General features: G+C 69.3%; 19 protein-coding genes, 1 tRNA gene and 1 other RNA gene. 9 read left to right on the top strand and 12 right to left on the bottom strand.

All coding sequences use genetic code 11. The annotated features are described in order from the left end of the window. Positions 1-48 precede the first annotated feature (48 nt). Positions 49-444: a transfer-messenger RNA gene (gene ssrA / locus AC1ROW_RS04250) on the bottom strand. A gap of 125 nt (positions 445-569) precedes the next feature. Between ssrA and AC1ROW_RS04255 the strand changes: the two genes are divergently transcribed. Next, complete coding sequence (locus tag AC1ROW_RS04255) at positions 570-1,235, top strand: SIMPL domain-containing protein (protein ID WP_493017599.1); 666 nt, start codon at positions 570-572, stop codon at positions 1,233-1,235. 13 nt (positions 1,236-1,248) lie between these two features. Here the strand turns inward: AC1ROW_RS04255 and AC1ROW_RS04260 are convergent, their stop codons facing one another. The 6 genes from AC1ROW_RS04260 to prfB all read right to left on the bottom strand — a co-directional run bounded on the left by AC1ROW_RS04260 (position 1,249) and on the right by prfB (position 6,618). Next, positions 1,249-1,962, bottom strand: coding sequence for a DUF5666 domain-containing protein (locus tag AC1ROW_RS04260; RefSeq protein WP_493017600.1), 714 nt, complete (start codon positions 1,960-1,962; stop codon positions 1,249-1,251). A gap of 64 nt (positions 1,963-2,026) precedes the next feature. Further along, positions 2,027-2,815: a tyrosine-protein phosphatase gene (locus AC1ROW_RS04265; protein ID WP_493017601.1), complete on the bottom strand. Its 789-nt coding sequence runs from the start codon at positions 2,813-2,815 to the stop codon at positions 2,027-2,029. Positions 2,816-2,862: 47 nt separating this feature from the next. Then, positions 2,863-3,339 (bottom strand): SsrA-binding protein SmpB, encoded by a 477-nt coding sequence (smpB, locus tag AC1ROW_RS04270; RefSeq protein WP_179606746.1) that lies wholly within the window; start codon positions 3,337-3,339, stop codon positions 2,863-2,865. Between the two features lie 88 nt (positions 3,340-3,427). Then, a complete protein-coding gene (gene ftsX, locus AC1ROW_RS04275) occupies positions 3,428-4,333 on the bottom strand; it encodes a permease-like cell division protein FtsX (RefSeq protein WP_493017602.1) in 906 nt (301 codons plus the stop codon). Further along, positions 4,330-5,385 (bottom strand): cell division ATP-binding protein FtsE, encoded by a 1,056-nt coding sequence (gene ftsE, locus AC1ROW_RS04280; protein WP_493017603.1) that lies wholly within the window; start codon positions 5,383-5,385, stop codon positions 4,330-4,332. Before ftsE ends, ftsX begins: the two co-directional genes overlap by 4 nt. 120 nt (positions 5,386-5,505) lie before the next feature. Continuing rightward, positions 5,506-6,618 (bottom strand): peptide chain release factor 2, encoded by a 1,113-nt coding sequence (gene prfB, locus AC1ROW_RS04285; protein WP_493017604.1) that lies wholly within the window; start codon positions 6,616-6,618, stop codon positions 5,506-5,508. Between the two features lie 69 nt (positions 6,619-6,687). Between prfB and AC1ROW_RS04290 the strand changes: the two genes are divergently transcribed. From AC1ROW_RS04290 to AC1ROW_RS04305, 4 genes are all read left to right on the top strand, one after another. Then, positions 6,688-7,980 carry an MFS transporter gene (locus AC1ROW_RS04290; protein ID WP_493017605.1) on the top strand — a complete coding sequence of 431 codons (1,293 nt, stop codon included), beginning with the start codon at positions 6,688-6,690 and terminating at the stop codon, positions 7,978-7,980. Between the two features lie 56 nt (positions 7,981-8,036). Then, complete coding sequence (locus AC1ROW_RS04295; protein WP_493017606.1) at positions 8,037-9,074, top strand: LLM class flavin-dependent oxidoreductase; 1,038 nt, start codon at positions 8,037-8,039, stop codon at positions 9,072-9,074. Positions 9,075-9,092: 18 nt separating this feature from the next. Beyond that, a tRNA-Leu gene (locus AC1ROW_RS04300) sits at positions 9,093-9,174 on the top strand. Positions 9,175-9,337: 163 nt separating this feature from the next. Further along, positions 9,338-10,045: a DedA family protein gene (locus AC1ROW_RS04305; protein WP_493017607.1), complete on the top strand. Its 708-nt coding sequence runs from the start codon at positions 9,338-9,340 to the stop codon at positions 10,043-10,045. 16 nt (positions 10,046-10,061) lie between these two features. On the opposite strand, the gene AC1ROW_RS04310 is transcribed toward AC1ROW_RS04305, so the two are convergent. The 4 genes from AC1ROW_RS04310 to murI form a co-directional block, all read right to left on the bottom strand. Continuing rightward, positions 10,062-10,964 carry a cation diffusion facilitator family transporter gene (locus AC1ROW_RS04310; protein WP_493017608.1) on the bottom strand — a complete coding sequence of 301 codons (903 nt, stop codon included), beginning with the start codon at positions 10,962-10,964 and terminating at the stop codon, positions 10,062-10,064. A 110-nt stretch (positions 10,965-11,074) separates the two neighbouring features. Next, on the bottom strand, positions 11,075-11,674 hold the full coding sequence (gene rdgB / locus AC1ROW_RS04315) for an RdgB/HAM1 family non-canonical purine NTP pyrophosphatase (protein ID WP_493017609.1): 600 nt from the start codon (positions 11,672-11,674) through the stop codon (positions 11,075-11,077). Further along, complete coding sequence (gene rph, locus AC1ROW_RS04320) at positions 11,674-12,429, bottom strand: ribonuclease PH (RefSeq protein WP_493017610.1); 756 nt, start codon at positions 12,427-12,429, stop codon at positions 11,674-11,676. The genes rdgB and rph overlap by 1 nt, the downstream gene beginning before the upstream one ends. A 35-nt stretch (positions 12,430-12,464) precedes the next feature. Further along, positions 12,465-13,283, bottom strand: a complete 819-nt coding sequence (murI, locus tag AC1ROW_RS04325) for a glutamate racemase (RefSeq protein ID WP_493017611.1) — start codon at positions 13,281-13,283, stop codon at positions 12,465-12,467. Positions 13,284-13,342: 59 nt separating this feature from the next. Between murI and AC1ROW_RS04330 the strand changes: the two genes are divergently transcribed. The 4 genes from AC1ROW_RS04330 to AC1ROW_RS04345 all read left to right on the top strand — a co-directional run bounded on the left by AC1ROW_RS04330 (position 13,343) and on the right by AC1ROW_RS04345 (position 16,406). Beyond that, positions 13,343-14,647, top strand: coding sequence for a nicotinate phosphoribosyltransferase (locus AC1ROW_RS04330; RefSeq protein ID WP_493017612.1), 1,305 nt, complete (start codon positions 13,343-13,345; stop codon positions 14,645-14,647). A 398-nt stretch (positions 14,648-15,045) separates the two neighbouring features. Continuing rightward, the gene (locus AC1ROW_RS04335) at positions 15,046-15,372 is read left to right on the top strand and encodes a hypothetical protein (protein ID WP_493017613.1); all 327 of its coding nucleotides are present in this window, start codon (positions 15,046-15,048) and stop codon (positions 15,370-15,372) included. An 18-nt stretch (positions 15,373-15,390) separates the two neighbouring features. Then, entirely contained in the window at positions 15,391-16,029 is a 639-nt protein-coding gene (locus tag AC1ROW_RS04340) for a hypothetical protein (RefSeq protein ID WP_493017614.1), read from the top strand. Positions 16,030-16,079: 50 nt separating this feature from the next. After that, a complete protein-coding gene (locus AC1ROW_RS04345) occupies positions 16,080-16,406 on the top strand; it encodes a hypothetical protein (protein ID WP_493017615.1) in 327 nt (108 codons plus the stop codon). Positions 16,407-16,823: 417 nt separating this feature from the next. Here the strand turns inward: AC1ROW_RS04345 and AC1ROW_RS04350 are convergent, their stop codons facing one another. Then, a complete protein-coding gene (locus tag AC1ROW_RS04350) occupies positions 16,824-17,102 on the bottom strand; it encodes a DUF3039 domain-containing protein (RefSeq protein ID WP_493017616.1) in 279 nt (92 codons plus the stop codon). Between the last annotated feature and the right edge of the window lie 29 nt (positions 17,103-17,131).

Genomic DNA, 17,131 nt, shown 5'->3' on the forward strand with positions numbered 1-17,131 from the left:
CGCAGTTGTACGCAGGGGATGACCTCAACAACGCGCGATGACGACCATCCGTGGAGATGGGGGGAATCGAACCCCCGTCCACTGCTGTGGTCATGTGCCTTCTACGGGCGTAGCCAGTGAAGTCGCTTTCTCAGCCCCGGAACTTGTCGCTGGCACCTGTTCCGACGGGCTCAGTATCAGTTGGAGTCCCTCTGCGCCCTGATGCTCAACGCAGAAGCAAGTCTTCTAGCTGACGCCAGGATCCGGGTAGAAGACAGTTCCCGGTCTGACGGTCTCTTCAAATGGCGAAGGGGAACTTACGCCGCGAGGGCGAAGTCGGCCTTGGCCGAGACAGTGCTCTTGTTATTGGCACTTATTTTTTCGCATGGATCGTTTACGAGATAACCATGCATCCTCGACCCGCTTCTCACAATCTCGCAGACAATGTCGAAACCGATCATCCCCGTGCGACGGCCGTGAGGCCGGGTCGTCATCGCGCGCTGTTGAGTTGTCCAGATACACACCGCTCCTGGCGGCGAGCTTCTTATCGTACAACAACACAGCCCCCACTTCTATGCCACGATCGGTGGATGGCCGACACCATCATCACCGTCCAGGGCGAGTACGAGCTGAAGCACCCGGCCGAGCGGGGTGCGGTGCGGCTGAGCGTCGCGTACGAGGGCGAGCAGCGCGACGATACGCTCGCGCTCACCGCCCAGCGGCACGCCTCCCTCGCCTCCGAGCTGCGCGAGCTGCACAACCCGCAGACCGGGCCGGTCACCGCGTGGGCGTCCGACCAGCTCCGGGTCTGGGGCGACCGGCCGTGGAACCAGGACGGCCGCCGCCTCGCACCGGTCTACCACGCCGAGGTCGGGCTGGACGTCACGTTCAGCGTGCTGACCGCCCTGTCCGACTGGGTGGGTGTCGTCTCGCTCCTCGACGGCGTGACGATCCAGGGGGTCACCTGGAGCCTGACGGAGGCGAGGCGCCAGTCGATCACGCAGGAGGCCCGGCGCCGGGCAGTGGAGAACGCGGTCGCCAAGGCGACCGTCTACGCCACGAGCCTCGGGCTGACCACGGTGAAGCCGCTCGCGCTCAGCGACCCCGGAATGCTCGGCGACGGGCCGGCGAACGGTCAGCCGCAGCCGCTCCAGGCCCGCGCGATGTCCGCCGAGTTCGGCGGGGCGACGCTGGCGCTGAAGCCGGAGGACATCACCGTTGCGGTGCAGGTGCACGCGCGGTTCGCGGCGTCCTGAGGGCGCAAGCGGGTCAGCTGCTCGGCTTCGGTGACGGAGTCGGCGTCGGCTTACCCGGTCGCAGCGGGAGGTCGGCGACGTTGAGGATGCGGGCCGCGGTCACCGTGCTGCCGGAGCGGGTGCCGATGACGATCACCTCGTCGCCGACGGCGAAGTCGGACGCCTTCTGCGTCTGGCCCGGAGCCCCGTACGCCGTGGACGACGTCGTGTCCACGGTCAGGGTGGCGCCGCGCGGGGTGGAGATGGTCCAGGTGGAGCCGGAGATCGTCGCCACGGTGCCGCGGACGACTCCCTTGGCGATCGGGCCCTCGTCCTGACGGCCGCCCTGCCCGGAGCCGTTGCCCTTGCCGTTCGGCCCGGGAAGTCCGGGAATGCCCGGCTTGACCTGCACCGGGCCGCGGTTGCCGTCCTGCAGCAGCCGCGAGACGGGAGAGCCGGCGTGGAAGACGATCGAGCCGACCGCGAAGGCGCCGGCACCGGCGATGCCGAACAGGACGATGACGCCGAGCACCAGGGTCGAGATGGCGAACGCCAGCCCGTGACGCTTGTAGAACGGCTCCCCCACGGGGCGCACGGGCGCGCCGTACGGCGCCTGCGATCCGTACGGGTGCCCCTGCTGCGGCGGCACCTGCTGGTACGGCGGCACGCCATGCTGCGGCGGCACCTCCTGCTGCGGAGGCTGGGGCCGCTGCGGGTACAGCGGCTCCGTGGGTCGGTTCTCGTCCATGCTCACAAGAACACCTGATCAAACCTCGATACGGCTGAGCGCCGGTTATGGCTTCGATGTGAACTCACGCCGGCTCCACCAGCACCGAGCGCAGCTTCGCCAGCTCGAACTCGTCGAGCCCGGTGGCGATGAGGTACTCGCGCACGCTTCCGAACCGGCGCTCCACCAGGTCGAGCGCCTCCTCGAGGGCGGCGGGCGGGCTCCCGCCCAGGATGATGCGGAGGTCGGGCGTGACCTCCACCCCGTGGCTGCGGACGAGGTCGATCATCCCGTCCAGCCACGGGCCGCGGAGGTTGGCCTGCGTCGCGACGTAGTCGGCGATGACGAGGTCGCGCTCGACGCCGACGGCGAGGAGCGCGAGCGCGACGACGACCCCGGTGCGGTCCTTGCCGGCCGTGCAGTGCACGACGACGGCGTCCTCCCCGGTGTCCGCGATCTCCCGCAGCGCGGTCACGACGACGTCGCCGTGCTGCAGCAGGATCTTCTCGTACAGCCCCACCAGCGTGATGCCGATGGTCGACTGGGACGCGCCGGAGCCCTCGAACACCGGCAGGTGGAGGCGCTGGAGGCCGAGGCCGTCGACATCGTCCGGCAGCACCGAGACCTCGAAGTCGTCGCGGAGGTCGATCACGACCCGCACGTCGAGGTCGCGCAACGCCTGCCGCCCCTCGTCGCCCAGCCGCGCGAGCCCGTCCGACCGGTACAGCTTGCCGCGGCGCACGGCGCCCTCGGGAACCGGGTAGCCGCCCGCGTCGCGGAAGTTGTACGTGCCGGGCACCGGGATGCGCTCGGCGAGTTCGCGCGTCGCGGCACTGCTCGCGTGGGCGCTCGTCGCCTCGTCGTCGGTGCTCATGCCCTCATCCTGCCACCCGGCGCCGACAGTGCGCCGTGCGGCTGGCATCACTCGCCGAGATGACGCCGGCTGGACATCGCCCGTTCGGCCTCGCGGTTGTCCTGGCGCTCGCGCAAGGCCTGGCGCTTGTCGTACTCGCGCTTGCCCTTGGCGACCGCGATCTCGACCTTCGCGCGCCCGTCGCTGAAGTAGATCTGCAGCGGGACGATCGTGTAGCCGCCCTGCTTGACCTTGTTCTCGATCTTGACGATCTGCGCCTTGTGCAGCAGGAGCTTGCGCTTGCGACGCGGTGCGTGGTTGTTCCACGTTCCGTCGAGGTACTCGGGGATGTGCACGGCGTCGAGCCACGCCTCTCCCCCGTCGACGAACGCGTAGCCGTCGACCAGCGACGCCCGCCCCTCGCGCAGCGACTTCACCTCGGTGCCGGTGAGGACGAGGCCCGCCTCGTAGGTGTCCTCGATGGTGTAGTCGTGGCGCGCTCGGCGATTGGTGGCCACGACCTTCTGGCCACGTTCCCTGGGCACAGCGTCTCCTGACGTCGAAGATGGTGCTGCCCGGCACGGCGCCGGGCAGCAGACCAGTCTACAGTGCCGGGCCAGGATCCGCTGAAGGCTAGACCCGCAGGTAGCGCTTGATCGCGAAGTTCGCGGAGGCCGCCGCCAGCACCACTCCGACGACGATCAGGAGTGGGATCACCAACCAGCCCTGATCCATCCCGACGAAGTTGATCGACGGGATCTTCGGGCCGAGGAAGCCGCGCACGAAGTACTGCACCAGCAGCCAGATCACGACGCAGCTCAGGATCGAGCCGATCAGCGCGGCGATCACGCCCTCGATGATGAACGGGGTCTGGATGAAGCGGTTGGACGCTCCGACCAGCCGCATGATCCCGATCTCCCTTCGGCGGGAGAACGCGGACAGCCGGATCGTGGTCGCGATCAGCAGCACCGCGGCGACCAGCATCAGGATGGCGATGCCGATCGCGGTGAGGCTGGCCGCGTTGAGGATGTTGAAGATCTGGTCGAGGTAGCTGCGCTGGTCCACGACGCTCTGCACGCCGGGCGTGCTGGACAGCGTCTCGGTGAGCACGTCGGAGCGGTTGGGGTCCTTGAGGTTCACCCAGAACGTCTGCGGGATCATGTCCGGCGTGACGTAGTCGGCGATCTGGTTGCCCTTGAACTGCTGCTTGAACTGCTCGTAGCCCTGCTTCTGGTCCTGGAAGTAGAACTTCTGGATGTACGGCGCGATCTCCGGAGACTCGAGCTGCTTCTTGACGGCCTCCACCGTCTGCGGGGTCGCGGCGCCGCCTGGGCAGTTGTCGGTGTCCGTGCACATGTACACCGCGACCTGGGCGCGGTCGTACCAGTACGTCTTCATCTGGGCGATCTGCAACTGGAGCAGAGCGGCGGTGCCGACGAAGGTCAGCGAGATGAAGGTGACGAGCACGACGGAGACGACCATCGAGAGGTTGCGGCGCAGGCCGTTGCCGACCTCGGACCAGATGAGCCCGAATCTCATTTCGTGGGCCCCACATTCTGTTCGCCGTCGCGGTCGGACGCGTCGCGCAGCCCGCTCAGGTCGAGGTTGGCGGTGAAGTTCAGGTGGTCCGGCAGGTCCTCCCCGCCGGAGGGCACGGCGACCGGGACGGGCGCGGGAACGGCCGGGGCGGGCGTTTGCTGCGCGGGCGCGGGCTGCACCGGCTGCACCGGACCGGTCGCGCCCACCGGCACGGGTCCGGTGGGGTTGCCGACCGGCGCGTGCGGGCGCGTCATCGGCTCGGACGGAGCGGGCGCCGCGGCGGCGGCCGGCACCGGCGCGGCGGCTGCGATCGGCACCGCGGAGGTCACCAGTCCGTCCGCGGTCGGCCGCGGCAGCGGGATCGCGGAGGTCACGCCGTAGCCGCCGTGCCGCTCGTCGCGGACGATCTGGCCGCCGACGAGCTCGATCACGCGCTGCTTCATCTGGTCGACGATCGCCGCCTCGTGCGTGGCCATCAGCACCGTGGTGCCTCCGGCGTTGATCTGGGCGAGCACCGACATGATCCCGGCGCTGGTGGCCGGGTCGAGGTTTCCTGTCGGCTCGTCGGCCAGCAGGATCTGCGGCTTGTTGACGACGGCGCGGGCGATCGCGACGCGCTGCTGCTCACCGCCGGAGAGCTCGTGCGGGAGGCGCTGCGCCTTGCCGTCGAGGCCGACCATCGCGAGCACGTCGGGGACGGCCTCCTGGATGAAGCCGCGCGACTTGCCGATCACCTGGAGGGTGAAGGCGACGTTCTGGAAGACCGTCTTGTTCGGCAGGAGCCGGAAGTCCTGGAAGACCACGCCGATGTTGCGGCGGAAGTACGGGACCTTTCGCGACGAGATCGTGCCGAGGTCCTGACCGAGGACGTGGATGGCCCCCTTGGTCGGCCGCTCCTCCTTGAGGATCAGCCGGAGGCAGCTCGACTTGCCCGAGCCGGAGGCGCCGACGAGGAAGACGAACTCGCCGCGCAGCACTTCCAGGTTGATGCCGTTGAGCGCAGGGCGCGCTGTTCCCGCGTACTGCTTGGATACGTGTTCGAACCGGATCATGACTGTTAGAGACTAAGCAACTCTTCCGCGATCCACAGTAGCGACATGCCCGCGAGCCGCAAGCCTGACAGTCCCCGGCACACGCGCTGAACGCAACGCGCGGGAGGCCTGTGACCGGGCCTAGTCCTCGTCCTTGGCGCCCGCTCGCCAGCGGATGCCCGCGGCGATGAAGCCGTCCAAGTCGCCGTCGAAGACGGACGCCGGGTTGCCCGACTCGTAACCCGTGCGCAGATCCTTCACCAGCTGCTGGCCGTAGAGGAAGTAGGAGCGCATCTGGTCGCCCCAGCTCGCGGTGATGGTGCCGGCGAGCTCCTTCTTCTTGGCGGCCTCCTCCTCCTTCTGGAGCAGGAGCAGCCGGGTCTGGAGGACGCGCATCGCGGCGGCGCGGTTCTGGATCTGCGACTTCTCGTTCTGCATGGAGACGACGATGCCGGTCGGGAGGTGCGTGATGCGGACGGCGGAGTCGGTCGTGTTGACCGACTGGCCGCCGGGGCCGGAGGACCGGAAGACGTCGACGCGGATGTCGCCCTCGGGGACCTCGACCGCCGTGGCCTCCTCCATCAGCGGGATGACCTCGACCGCGGCGAAGGATGTCTGGCGCTTGTCGGCCGACCCGAACGGGCTGATCCGGGCGAGCCGGTGCGTTCCGGCCTCCACCGAGAGCGTGCCGAACGCGTACGGGGCCTCGACCTCGAAGGTCGCCGACTTGATGCCCGCGCCCTCAGCGTAGGAGGTGTCCATGACCTTCACCGGGTATTTGTGCTGCTCCGCCCAGCGCAGATACATGCGCATCAGCATCTCGGCGAAGTCGGTGGCGTCGTCGCCGCCGGCTCCCGAGCGGATGGTGACGATCGCCGAGCGCTCGTCGTACTCGCCGCTCAGCAGCGTCTGCACCTCGAGGTCGCCCAGCGTTTTCTGCAGCGACTCCAGCTCGGCCCGCGCCTCGGCGGCGGACTCCTCGTCGTCGCCTTCGTTGGCGAGCTCGACGAGCACCTCGAGGTCGTCGAGGCGCTGCTCCACCGAGGTGATGCGGCCGAGCTCGGCCTGGCGGTGACTGAGCGCGCTGGTGACCTTCTGCGCGTTGGCCGTGTCGTCCCAGAGATCGGGCGCCCCGGCCTTCTCGCTGAGGTCGGCGATGTCGGCGCGGAGCTTCTCGACGTTGACGACGGCGACGATGTCGGCGAGGGTCGAGCGGAGCTCCGCGATCTGCGGGGAGAGGTCTAGTTCGATCATGGCGTCCTCCAGCCTACCGGCTGCCCTCCCGGCGGGACGTGCCCGGGACAGTTGTACTGTGTTAAGCAAATGACTTCCGACGAGCGCCCGTTCTCCTTCCGCTCCGTCGCACTCGCCGCCTTCCTGCCCACGCTGCTGTTCTCGATCGGCGAGGGCGCGATCATCCCGATCATCCCGATCGCCGCGGGCAATCTCGGGGCGACGCTGGCGATGGCCGGCTTCATCGCGTCGATGCTCATGCTCGGCGAGCTGGCCGGCGACATCCCGAGCGGCTGGCTCGTCTCGCGGGTCGGCGAGCGCCGCGCCATGATCGGCGCAGCCGCCGTCGCGGTCGCCGGCGTAGTGGTCTGCCTGGCCGCCCCGAACTACTGGGCGCTCATGGCCGGCATCTTCGTGGTGGGGATCGCGACGGCCGTCTTCGCCCTCGCCCGGCACGCGTTCATGACGACCTACGTGCCCGTCCGCTACCGGGCGCGCGCGCTGTCCACGCTCGGCGGCATCTTCCGCGCCGGCTGGTTCATCGGCCCGCTGGTCGCCTCCGCCGTGATCGCGGCGACCGGGTCGACGCAGTCGGTGTTCTGGATCTTCATCGTGAGCTGCCTGGGCTCGGTGGTCGTCCTGCTGGTGCTCCCGGACCCCGAGCGGATGTTCGGCCCGGCGCCGACCACGCCCGGGCACGGCGGCGAGCCGCTGACGGAGGGCGAGGAGGACGCCGAGGAGCGCACCCGCGGGCTCTTCGCGACGATCTGGGCGTTCCGCGGCGTGCTCGCGCGGATGGGCTCCGGGATCTCGCTCGTCGCGGCCGTCCGCTCCGCGCGCACCGTCCTGCTGCCGCTCTGGGCCGTCTCGATCGGGCTGAGCGAGGCGAACACCGCGCTCATCATCGGCATCGCCGGGGCCGTCGACTTCGCCCTGTTCTACGCCAGCGGCCAGCTCATGGACCGCTTCGGACGGATGTGGAGCGTGGTGCCGTCGATGCTCGGCCTCGGCATCGGGTTCCTCGTGCTGTCGTTCAGCCACGACCTCCCCGGCGCGGTGGCCTGGTACGTCGGCGTCTCGCTGTTCCTCGCGTTCGCGAACGGCATCGGCTCCGGCATCATCATGACCCTCGGCGCCGACCTGGCGCCGAAGGAGAGCCCTGCGGCGTTCCTCGGCGCCTGGCGGTTCACCGGAGACGCGGGCCAGGCGGCGGCGCCGCTCGTGGTCTCGCTGCTGACCGGGCTGGTGTCGATCGCGTTCGCGAGCGGAGTGATGGGCGTGTTGGGCCTGGTCGGCGCCGCGCTGCTCGCGCGCTTCATCCCGCGCTACATCCCGCGCCGCCCGCGGCCCGCAGAAGGGGCTGCGGAGGGGCTGACGGAATAGCCGCCGGTCCCGTACCGTTCGATTCGTATGCAAACGCATCGAGCAGGAGGACGGACATGGCCGCACGGCTGGAACTCGGGATCGACACGTTCGGCGACATCACGCTGGACGCCGACGGGAAGCCGCTGCCGCACGCGCAGGTGCTCCGCAACGTCGTCGCCGAAGGCGTAGCGGCAGACCAGGCCGGGCTCGACTTCATCGGCATCGGCGAGCACCACCGCAAGGACTTCTCCGTCGCGGCCCCGGAGGTCGTGCTCGCGGCCATCGCCGGGCAGACCGAGCGCATCCACCTCGGCTCGGCGGTCACCGTGCTCAGCTCGGACGATCCGGTGCGGGTCTTCCAACGCTTCGCCACCCTCGACGGTGTCTCGAACGGCCGGGCGGAGGTCATCCTCGGCCGCGGCTCCTTCATCGAGTCGTTCCCGCTGTTCGGCTTCGACCTCGGCCAGTACGAGGAGCTCTTCGACGAGAAGCTCGACCTGTTCGCCGCCATCCGGCAGCAGGAGCCCGTCACCTGGAGCGGCACGCTGCGGCCGCCGCTGACCGAGCAGTCCGTCTATCCCCCGGTCGAGCACGGCCTGCTGAAGACCTGGATCGGCGTGGGCGGCAGCCCGGAGTCGGTGGTCCGCGCCGCGCGCTACGGCCTCCCGCTCATGGTCGCGATCATCGGCGGCGGGCCGATGCGCTTCCAGCCGCTGACCCAGCTCTACCGCACCGCGCTGGAGCAGTTCGGCCAGGACACCGACCTCCCGATCGGCGTGCACTCCCCCGGCTTCGTCGCCGAGACCGACCAGGAGGCCAAGGACCTGCTCTGGCCGCACTGGGAGGCGATGACCAACCGGATCGGCCGCGAGCGCGGCTGGCCGCCGGCGACCCGGGCGCGCTTCGAGCACGAGGCGGCCGAGGACGGCGCGCTGGTCGTCGGTTCGCCGGAGACCGTGGCGCAGAAGATCGCCTACGCCGCACGGGGCCTCGGCCTCACCCGGTTCGACGTGAAGGTCAGCAACGGCACCCTCGCCCACGAGCACATCATGCGGGCGATCGACCTGCTCGGCCGCGAGGTCGCGCCGCGCGTGGATGAGCTATTGTCGTAGCCGCGCGCAGCGCGAGCCGCGGGAGTGGTGAAACTGGCAGACACGCAGGATTTAGGTTCCTGTGCTTCACGGCGTGAGGGTTCGAGTCCCTTCTCCCGCACCTCATCGTCCGTCCAGAGGATGAGCACGGGCGGCGTCCAGTGGGTCCACAGGGTGATGTTCGCTGTGAGGGCTCCGGATTCGCACGGTTCGTGGAGGTTGCGCCCACTAAACTCGGGCTGAATCCGCCACCCGGATCCTCACCACCCGAACCCTGGAGACACGTGATCCATCACGCCGGCCTCATCCCCTGGCTCGACCCCACCACCATCATCGGCGCGGCCGGACCGTGGGCGCTGCTCGTGGTGTGCGGCATCGTGTTCGCCGAGACGGGCCTCCTGGTCGGCTTCCTGCTGCCCGGCGACACCCTGCTGGTGATCTCCGGCCTGCTCACCCACACTTCGCGGGTCTTCGGCGTCGACATCTGGTGGGTCTGCCTGGCCATCGCCTTCGCGGCGTTCCTCGGCGGGGAGGTGGGCTACCTGATCGGGCACAAGGCCGGGCCGCGCGTGTTCGAGCGCAAGGAGACCGGCCTGTTCAGCATGGAGAACGTGCGCCGCACCAACGCGTTCTTCGACCGGTTCGGCGCGCTCGCGGTCATCCTGGCGCGGTTCGTGCCGATCGTGCGCACGTTCGCCCCGGTCGCCGCGGGCGTCGGGCACATGAACTACAAGAAGTACTCGCTCTACAACGCGATCGGCGCGCTGCTCTGGGGCGCGGGGCTCACGGTCTTCGGCTTCCTGATCGGGTACATCCCGCCGATCGCGAACTTCGTGTCGCACTACATCGACATGATCCTCATCGGAGCTGTGGTGATCACGCTCATCCCGACGCTGTTCCACTACGTGCAGTCGCTGCGCAAGGCGAAGAAGAAGCGCCTGGCCGAGACGGACGCCGAACTCCCCAGCCCCCGTCCCACGCCCGACATCTGAGGCCACGGGCCGCCGCTCAGCGGTGGAACTCGTCCTCGTGCGCGGCATGCTCGGCCGGCTCGAGCTGGAACGTCGAGTGCTCGACGTCGAAGTGCTTCGCCAGGCAGCCCGAGAGCTCGTCCAGCAGGTCGCCCGTCGCGCCGGAGCGGAAGACGCCGGCGTCGACCACGACGTGCGCCGTGAACACCGGTGCGCCCGAGGTGATCGCCCAGACGTGCACATCGTGCACGGCGACCACCCCCGGGGTGCCGAGGATGTGGTCGCGGATCTCCGCGACGTCGGTGTCGGCGGGCGCCGCCTCGCTGAGCACGCGCACCACGTCGCGCAGCAGGAGAACCGCGCGCGGGACGATGAGAGCGGCGATCAGCAGCGACGCGATCGCGTCGGCCGGGGCGAAGCCCGTGAACATGATCACGAGCGCCGCGACGATGACGGTCAGCGAGCCGATCAGGTCGCCGAACACCTCCAGGTAGGCGCCGCGCATGTTGATGGAGTGATCGGCGGCGGGGCGCAGCAGCAGGAGGGCGCCGAGGTTCGCCACGAGGCCGATGACGGCGACGACCAGCATCGGCCCGGACTGCACGTCCGTCTCCCCCGACACGAGCCGGCCGATCGCGCCGACGGTCACGAAGACCGCCACCACGACGAGGATCAGGCCGTTGATGAGCGCACCGAAGACCTCCGCCCGGCGGAAACCGAACGTCTGCCGGTCGGTCGCCGGACGGGCGGCCACGATGGTGGCCATGAGCGCGACGATCAGGCCGGTCAGGTCGCTCAGCATGTGGCCGGCGTCGGCCAGCAGCGCCAGCGAACCGCTCAGCCACGCGCCGACGACCTGCACGACGAGCACCGCGGCGACGATCCCGATGGCGATCAGGAGCCGGTTGCGATTGGCGGAGTGGCCGTGGTCGTGACTCATGGTTCTTCTACGGTATGTCGAAGTCGCGGCGGCGTGCCAGCGCTGCGGCTAGATAGGAATGAGTGCCGTTCTCATTCTCAGCGCGCCAGTGCTTCTCGGCGCGCCACGGCTCAACCCGCGCCGGCGACCAGCTCCCGCAAGGCGGGGACGATCGCCGCGAAGGCCCGCGAGCGGTGGCTCTCGGCGTTCTTGACCTCCGGCCCGAGTTCCGCAGCCGTCGCGTCGTGGCCGTCCGGCACGAAGATCGGGTCGTAGCCGTGGCCGTGCTCGCCCCGCGCCTCGTGCGCGATGCGGCCGGGCCAGAGCCCCTCGACCACGGTCTGCCGGCCGTCCGGGGTCACCAGCGCCAGCGTCGCGGTGAAGTGCGCCGCGCGCGTGCCGTCGGGGAGCTCGGCGAGCTGGTCGAGCAGCAGCCGGAGGTTGGCCTCCGCATCGCCGTGCCGGCCGGCCCAGCGCGCCGAGAAGATCCCCGGAGCGCCGCCCATCGCGTCCACGCAGATGCCGGAGTCGTCGGCCAGCGCGGGCAGTCCGGTGTGCGCGGCCGCGGCGCGCGCCTTGATCAGCGCGTTCGCCTCGAACGTCACGCCGTCCTCCACCGGCTCCGGGCCGTCGTAGCCGACGATCTCCAGCCCGGGGACGGCGTCGCCCAGGATCTGCTGGAACTCCCGCGCCTTGTGCGGGTTGTGCGTGGCGAGGACGACGCGGACCATCAGCCCTCGATGCCGAGCGCGGACGACTCGAGCGCGGCACGCTGCACGGCGGCCAGCTCGGTCGTGCCCCCCAGCGCCAGGTCGAGCAGCGCGTTCAGCTCGTCCCGGTCGAACGGCGCGCCCTCCGCGGTGCCCTGGACCTCCACGAACGACCCGCGCCCGGTGACGACCACGTTCATGTCGGTCTCGGCGCGGACGTCCTCCACATAGGCGAGGTCGAGCATCGGGGTGCCGTCGATGATGCCCACGGAGACCGCGGAGACGGAGTCGATCAGCGGGGTGGCCTTCTGGCCGATGAAGCGGTGCTGGCGCCCCCACTCCAGCGCGTCGGCGAGCGCCACGTAGGCGCCGGTGATCGCGGCGGTGCGGGTGCCGCCGTCGGCCTGCAGCACGTCGCAGTCGATCACGATGGTGTTCTCGCCCAGCGCCTTCATGTCGACGACAGCGCGGAGGCTGCGGCCGATCAGCCGGCTGATCTCATGGGTGCGGCCGCCGATGCGGCCCTTGACCGACTCCCGGTCCATGCGCTCGTTCGTGGAGCGGGGCAGCATGGCGTACTCGGCGGTGACCCAGCCTTTGCCCTTGCCGGTCATCCAGCGCGGCACGCCGTTCGTGAAGGAGGCCGTGCACAGCACGCGCGTGTTGCCGAAGGAGATCAGCGCCGAGCCCTCGGCCTGCCGGCTCCAGCCGCGCTCGATGGTGACAGGACGGAGCCCGTCGGGGGTGCGGCCATCCGCGCGGGTGATGTCGGTCACAGTTCTCTCCTCGGTGGGAAGCGGTCGGTCGGGGGTCAGAGCGGGAGGTCGATCACGCCGGTCTGCACGAGGTCGACCCGGAAGATCTCCGGCCCGATGAACCGGTGCGCGAGGCGCAGGAAGTAGTCGGCGTCGAGGCCGGTCGCCTCGTAGCGGATCACGGGCGGTGTGGTCTCCGTGCGCTCCAGGCCGCCGCTCACCAGCGTGCGGTAGACGTCCTTGGCCGTCTCGGTGTCGCTGGACACCAGGGAGACGCCCTCGCCCATGACGTACGAGATGGCGCCCTTGAGGAAGGGATAGTGCGTGCAGCCGAGCACGAGCGTGTCCACGTCGGCCTCGCGCAGCGGCTGGAGGTACTCGGCGGTGACGCGCAGCACCTCCTCTCCGCTGGTGATCCCGGACTCCACGAACTCGACGAAGCGCGGGCAGGCCTGCGTGAAGAGCTTCAGGGACGGCGCGGCGGCGAAGGCGTCCTCGTAGGCGCGCGAGGAGATCGTCCCCGCTGTGCCGATGACGCCGACGCGGCCCGTCTTGGTCGCGGACACCGCGCGGCGCACGGCCGGCTGGATGACCTCGATCACCGGCACCGAGTAGCGCTCGCGCGCGTCGCGCAGCATGGCGGACGACGCGGTGTTGCAAGCGATCACGATCAGCTTGACGCCCTGGTCGACCAGGAAGTCGAGCACCTCGAGCGAGTAGCGGCGCACGTCCGCGATCGACTTCGGCCCATACGGAGAGTGCGCGGTGTCGCCGACGTAGAGCAGCGACTCGTTGGGGAGCTGGTCGCGGATGGCGCGGGCGACGGTGAGCCCGCCGACCCCCGAGTCGAAGATCCCAATCGGCGCATCCGTCACAGCAGTCCAGCCTACCCGTCCGCGCCCCTACCCGTCCGCGCCGTGGCTAAGGTGGAGCCGTGACCGAGTCCTCCGCGCTGCTGACCGACCGATACGAGCTGACCATGCTCGACGCCGCGCTGCTGAGGGGCACGCACGACCGCGAGAGCGTGTTCGAGGCGTTCACCCGGCATCTGCCGAGCGGCCGCCGCTACGGCGTCATCGCCGGCACCGGGCGGCTGCTGGAGCTGATCGAGCGCTTCCGCTTCGGCGACGCGGAGCTCGAGTACCTGCGCGACAACGACGTAGTGCGCCAGGAGACGCTCGACTGGCTCGCCGACTTCCGGTTCTCCGGGACCATCCGCGGGTACCGGGAGGGCGAGATCTACTTCCCCGGCTCGCCGTTCCTGATCGTGGACGCGCCGTTCGCCGAGGGGGTCCTCCTCGAGACGCTGCTCCTCAGCGTCTTCAACTACGACTCCGCCGTCGCGTCCGCCGCGGCGCGGATGGTGACCGCGGCGGCCGGCCGCCCCCTCGCCGAGATGGGCTCGCGGCGCGCCAACGAGAACAGCGCGGTCGCGGCGGCGCGGGCAGCGTACATCGCGGGCTTCGACGCGACCTCCAACCTGGAGGCCGGCCGCACCTGGGGTGTGCCGACGATGGGGACGGCCGCGCACGCGTTCACGCTGCTGCACGACAGCGAGGAGGACGCCTTCCGCGCGCAGGTCGCGGCGATGGGCACCGGAACGACCTTGCTGGTCGACACCTTCGACGTCGAGCGGGCGATCGAGACCGCCGTGCGGGTGGCCGGCCCGGAGCTCGGCGCCATCCGCCTCGACTCGGGCGACCTCCCCAAGCTCGTCCGCCAGGTCCGCGACCAGCTCGACCGGCTCGGCGCGACGCGCACGCGGATCACGGTGACCAACGACCTCGACGAGTTCACCATCGCGGCGCTGTCGTCCTCACCCGTCGACTCCTACGGCGTCGGAACGTCGGTCGTCACCGGCTCCGGGTCGCCCGCCTCCGGGATGGTCTACAAGCTCGTCGCGCACCGCGACGACGACGGCGCCTGGGTGCCCGTGGCCAAGAAATCCGACGGCAAGCCCAGCATCGCCGGCCGCAAGCACCCGGTCCGCCGGCTCGACGCGTCGGGGCGCGCGGTCGCGGAGGTCGTCCACATCGTCGAGGCCGGCGACGTGCCCGACGACAACGGCCGCGACCTCCTCGTGCCGCTGGTCACGGACGGCGAGCTCCACCGCGAGCACCTCGGCCCGGAGGGAACCAAGCGGGCGCGGGAGCACCGCGCGAGCGCGATGGCGGAACTGCCGGACGAGGCGTTCCGGCTGGGTCGCGGCGACCCGGTGCTGCCGACGATCTTCGGCTGAGCCGGCTACTCATCCCGCACCGCGGCGCCCGGGTCGCGGGACCAGGTGATGACCGTTCCTTGTGGCCGATCAACCGAGCCGTGTCAGCCTTGGCCTGACCTGCCAGGCCGCCAATTACTACAAAAGATTCGAGATCAGCACGCAAGATCGCCATTTCGGTCACGCAATCCGGCGCCTAAGCACGCAATGTAGCCCCGTGGCGTACGCGATTTGCCCAGTCGGCATATCGCCGCACGGGTCTCAGCACATCTACTGGAGGGGCGCACCTGCGGTGAGCAGCCCGCGCATATCGGTGGCATCGGCGCCACCGAGAAGGAGGCAAGGTGAACAGTTGTAAAGCTAGTCACCGATTCCGTGGAGGACGGAGAACATCGTTCGGGTTGGGGGCGGTGCTGACAGTGGCCGTGACGGTCGCGCTTTCGGTGGTGACTCCCGCCGAAGCGGCGAATTGGTGGACGTGGCGGTCGAGTTCGGCCAGCAGCGCCAACGGAACCTGGTACGGGGTGAACACGGGCGCTCAGTACAACCAGGCACGGGTTCGCACCTACACCGACCAAGCCAACGCGGAGGTGTTCACGGCTGGAGTGGGGACCTCTTCGGCACCTGCCCAGGTGATTCAAACATTCGGCGGCTACCGCACGGTGTCGGCCCAATGCCGATGGGTCACCGGCCTTGTACCACAGGGAACGCGCTACGGGATGGTCGACTGCGCGCTTGGCTTCTGACCGAAAGGACCACAAAGCATGAACAAGACAGCTTTCATTTCAACTCTCGCAGCCGGGGCCTTGGCATTGGGCCTGGGATTCATGATCGCGACTAACACCAGTCAGCCGAAGGCGGTTGCCGCCGACGCAATCGACCCGGCGATGACCAAAGCGCTCTCGCCACGACTCCAGCAGTCGCAGGTAACCACCGACGCGCTACCGAAGTTCCTTCAGGCCGGTACCCAGGAGCTGCCCGGTATCCAAGCCAGCAGCGTGCGACAGCTCGGTGAAACCGAGGACGCTCGATTCTGGCTTGGCATCAACGAAGATGGCGAGACCTGCCTCATCAACCTGCTCTCAGGTCCTGACCAGCTTGCCTCGATGACCTGCCAGCCCGCCGCCGTGGTCTGGAAGCAGGGCCTAGCGTTACAGGTCGACACCAAGGCCGGAAGTGTGCGGGCATATTTCCTGCCGACCGGATACGCCACCGAGATCGACGGTTACGTCAGAGTCGGCGATCAGCTGCTGGTGGGTCACCCGAGCCAAGCGTCCAAGACGATCACCGTAGCCCCCACAGGGAAGTCGCGGGCGATGCGGTCGGCTGACGGCGTGAGCTTCGGTGGCGCCCTGCTCGAACTGCCATGGATGCCGGCCCCGCAATACGGGAACGGCAACTGATGTCGGCGTCTGCGCAGACCACAACACACGGAAACAGGTGGCGCCCCGCGGTGCTGTCAGCTCTCGCCGTGCCGGTGGTGTTCCTCTTGGTGCTCGGCAACCCGTTGGAGGTGAGCGCCGCGGGCACCAGCTACTACAAGGGTGACAGCGCCCACGGGGTCTGGCGCGGTAGCCCCACCGTCTCCACCACCGGAAACGCGGCACAGGCCCAGTTGAACGCGGCAACCGTCACCGTCGACAACGGCGCATCAGCCACCAGCGGGCAGAGCGCCGCGACCCAGACCTACAGCAGGCGCTCCGTCCCGGTGTACTGCCGATGGACACACCCAGCATTCACCAAAAACACCGCACCCCTGAGTTGCCAGATCACCAAGTGACACCCCGTCGGGGCACCTTACCCTGGTAATGGCGTCCCGACTTCTCTCTCTCCGGGCCTCACCCGATCGACGATTTGGAGAACAGATGATCTGGAAGCGAATCGGGAACGTGCTCCTCACTGCAGGCCGTATCCTTTTGATCGTCCTCGGCCGAATCGGAACGGTACTCATGATCCTCGGCAGTGGGCTCAAAGGCGGGCACAGCGCAGACGAACAAGCCCGGGCGCTCTACATGCCCCGCAAAGATTACCGCCCCTGACCGCCCCGCCGAAGCGGCGGCTGTGCGGTTGGCGTTGCGCCCTGCGCGCTTCCTGGCATCGGCGTAGTGACCGGAACTGCCGGACGAGGCGTTCCGGCTGGGCCGCGGCGACCCGGTGCTGCCGACGATCTTCGGCTGAGCGCCCTACTCTTCCAGCTTCACTCGTCGCGCAGCTTCTCGTAGATCTCCTTGCAGGTGGGGCAGACCGGGAACTTCTCCGGGTCGCGGCCCGGGGTCCACATCTTGCCGCACAGCGCCTTGACCGGCTTGCCCGTCAGGGCGGACTCGAGGATCTGCTCCTTCTTCACATAGTGCGAGAAGCGCTCGTGGTCGCCCGGCTCGGAGATCTGCGGGGTCTCCAGGAGCTCGCGCTCGAGCGTCGTCGTGCCGCCGCCGCCCGGCTCTCCGCCGGGTTCGAGAGTGCTGGAGTCGTTCATCATCCCAGTCTAACGACGTGAGGCCGGGA

It is taken from the genome of Leifsonia sp. GW821-FHT13C09, from assembly GCF_058806435.1.

What these genes read in the sequence shown, in the direction of transcription:
- AC1ROW_RS04260 (WP_493017600.1), bottom strand. Translation starts at nt 1,962, where the DNA reads ATGGACGAGAACCGACCCACGGAGCCGCTGTACCCGCAGCGGCCCCAG.
- AC1ROW_RS04255 (WP_493017599.1), top strand. Translation starts at nt 570, where the DNA reads ATGGCCGACACCATCATCACCGTCCAGGGCGAGTACGAGCTGAAGCAC.
- AC1ROW_RS04350 (WP_493017616.1), bottom strand. Translation starts at nt 17,102, where the DNA reads ATGAACGACTCCAGCACTCTCGAACCCGGCGGAGAGCCGGGCGGCGGC.
- AC1ROW_RS04290 (WP_493017605.1), top strand. Translation starts at nt 6,688, where the DNA reads ATGACTTCCGACGAGCGCCCGTTCTCCTTCCGCTCCGTCGCACTCGCC.
- ftsX (WP_493017602.1), bottom strand. Translation starts at nt 4,333, where the DNA reads ATGAGATTCGGGCTCATCTGGTCCGAGGTCGGCAACGGCCTGCGCCGC.
- AC1ROW_RS04310 (WP_493017608.1), bottom strand. Translation starts at nt 10,964, where the DNA reads ATGAGTCACGACCACGGCCACTCCGCCAATCGCAACCGGCTCCTGATC.
- AC1ROW_RS04295 (WP_493017606.1), top strand. Translation starts at nt 8,037, where the DNA reads ATGGCCGCACGGCTGGAACTCGGGATCGACACGTTCGGCGACATCACG.
- rdgB (WP_493017609.1), bottom strand. Translation starts at nt 11,674, where the DNA reads ATGGTCCGCGTCGTCCTCGCCACGCACAACCCGCACAAGGCGCGGGAG.
- prfB (WP_493017604.1), bottom strand. Translation starts at nt 6,618, where the DNA reads ATGATCGAACTAGACCTCTCCCCGCAGATCGCGGAGCTCCGCTCGACC.
- AC1ROW_RS04340 (WP_493017614.1), top strand. Translation starts at nt 15,391, where the DNA reads ATGAACAAGACAGCTTTCATTTCAACTCTCGCAGCCGGGGCCTTGGCA.
- ftsE (WP_493017603.1), bottom strand. Translation starts at nt 5,385, where the DNA reads ATGATCCGGTTCGAACACGTATCCAAGCAGTACGCGGGAACAGCGCGC.
- AC1ROW_RS04265 (WP_493017601.1), bottom strand. Translation starts at nt 2,815, where the DNA reads ATGAGCACCGACGACGAGGCGACGAGCGCCCACGCGAGCAGTGCCGCG.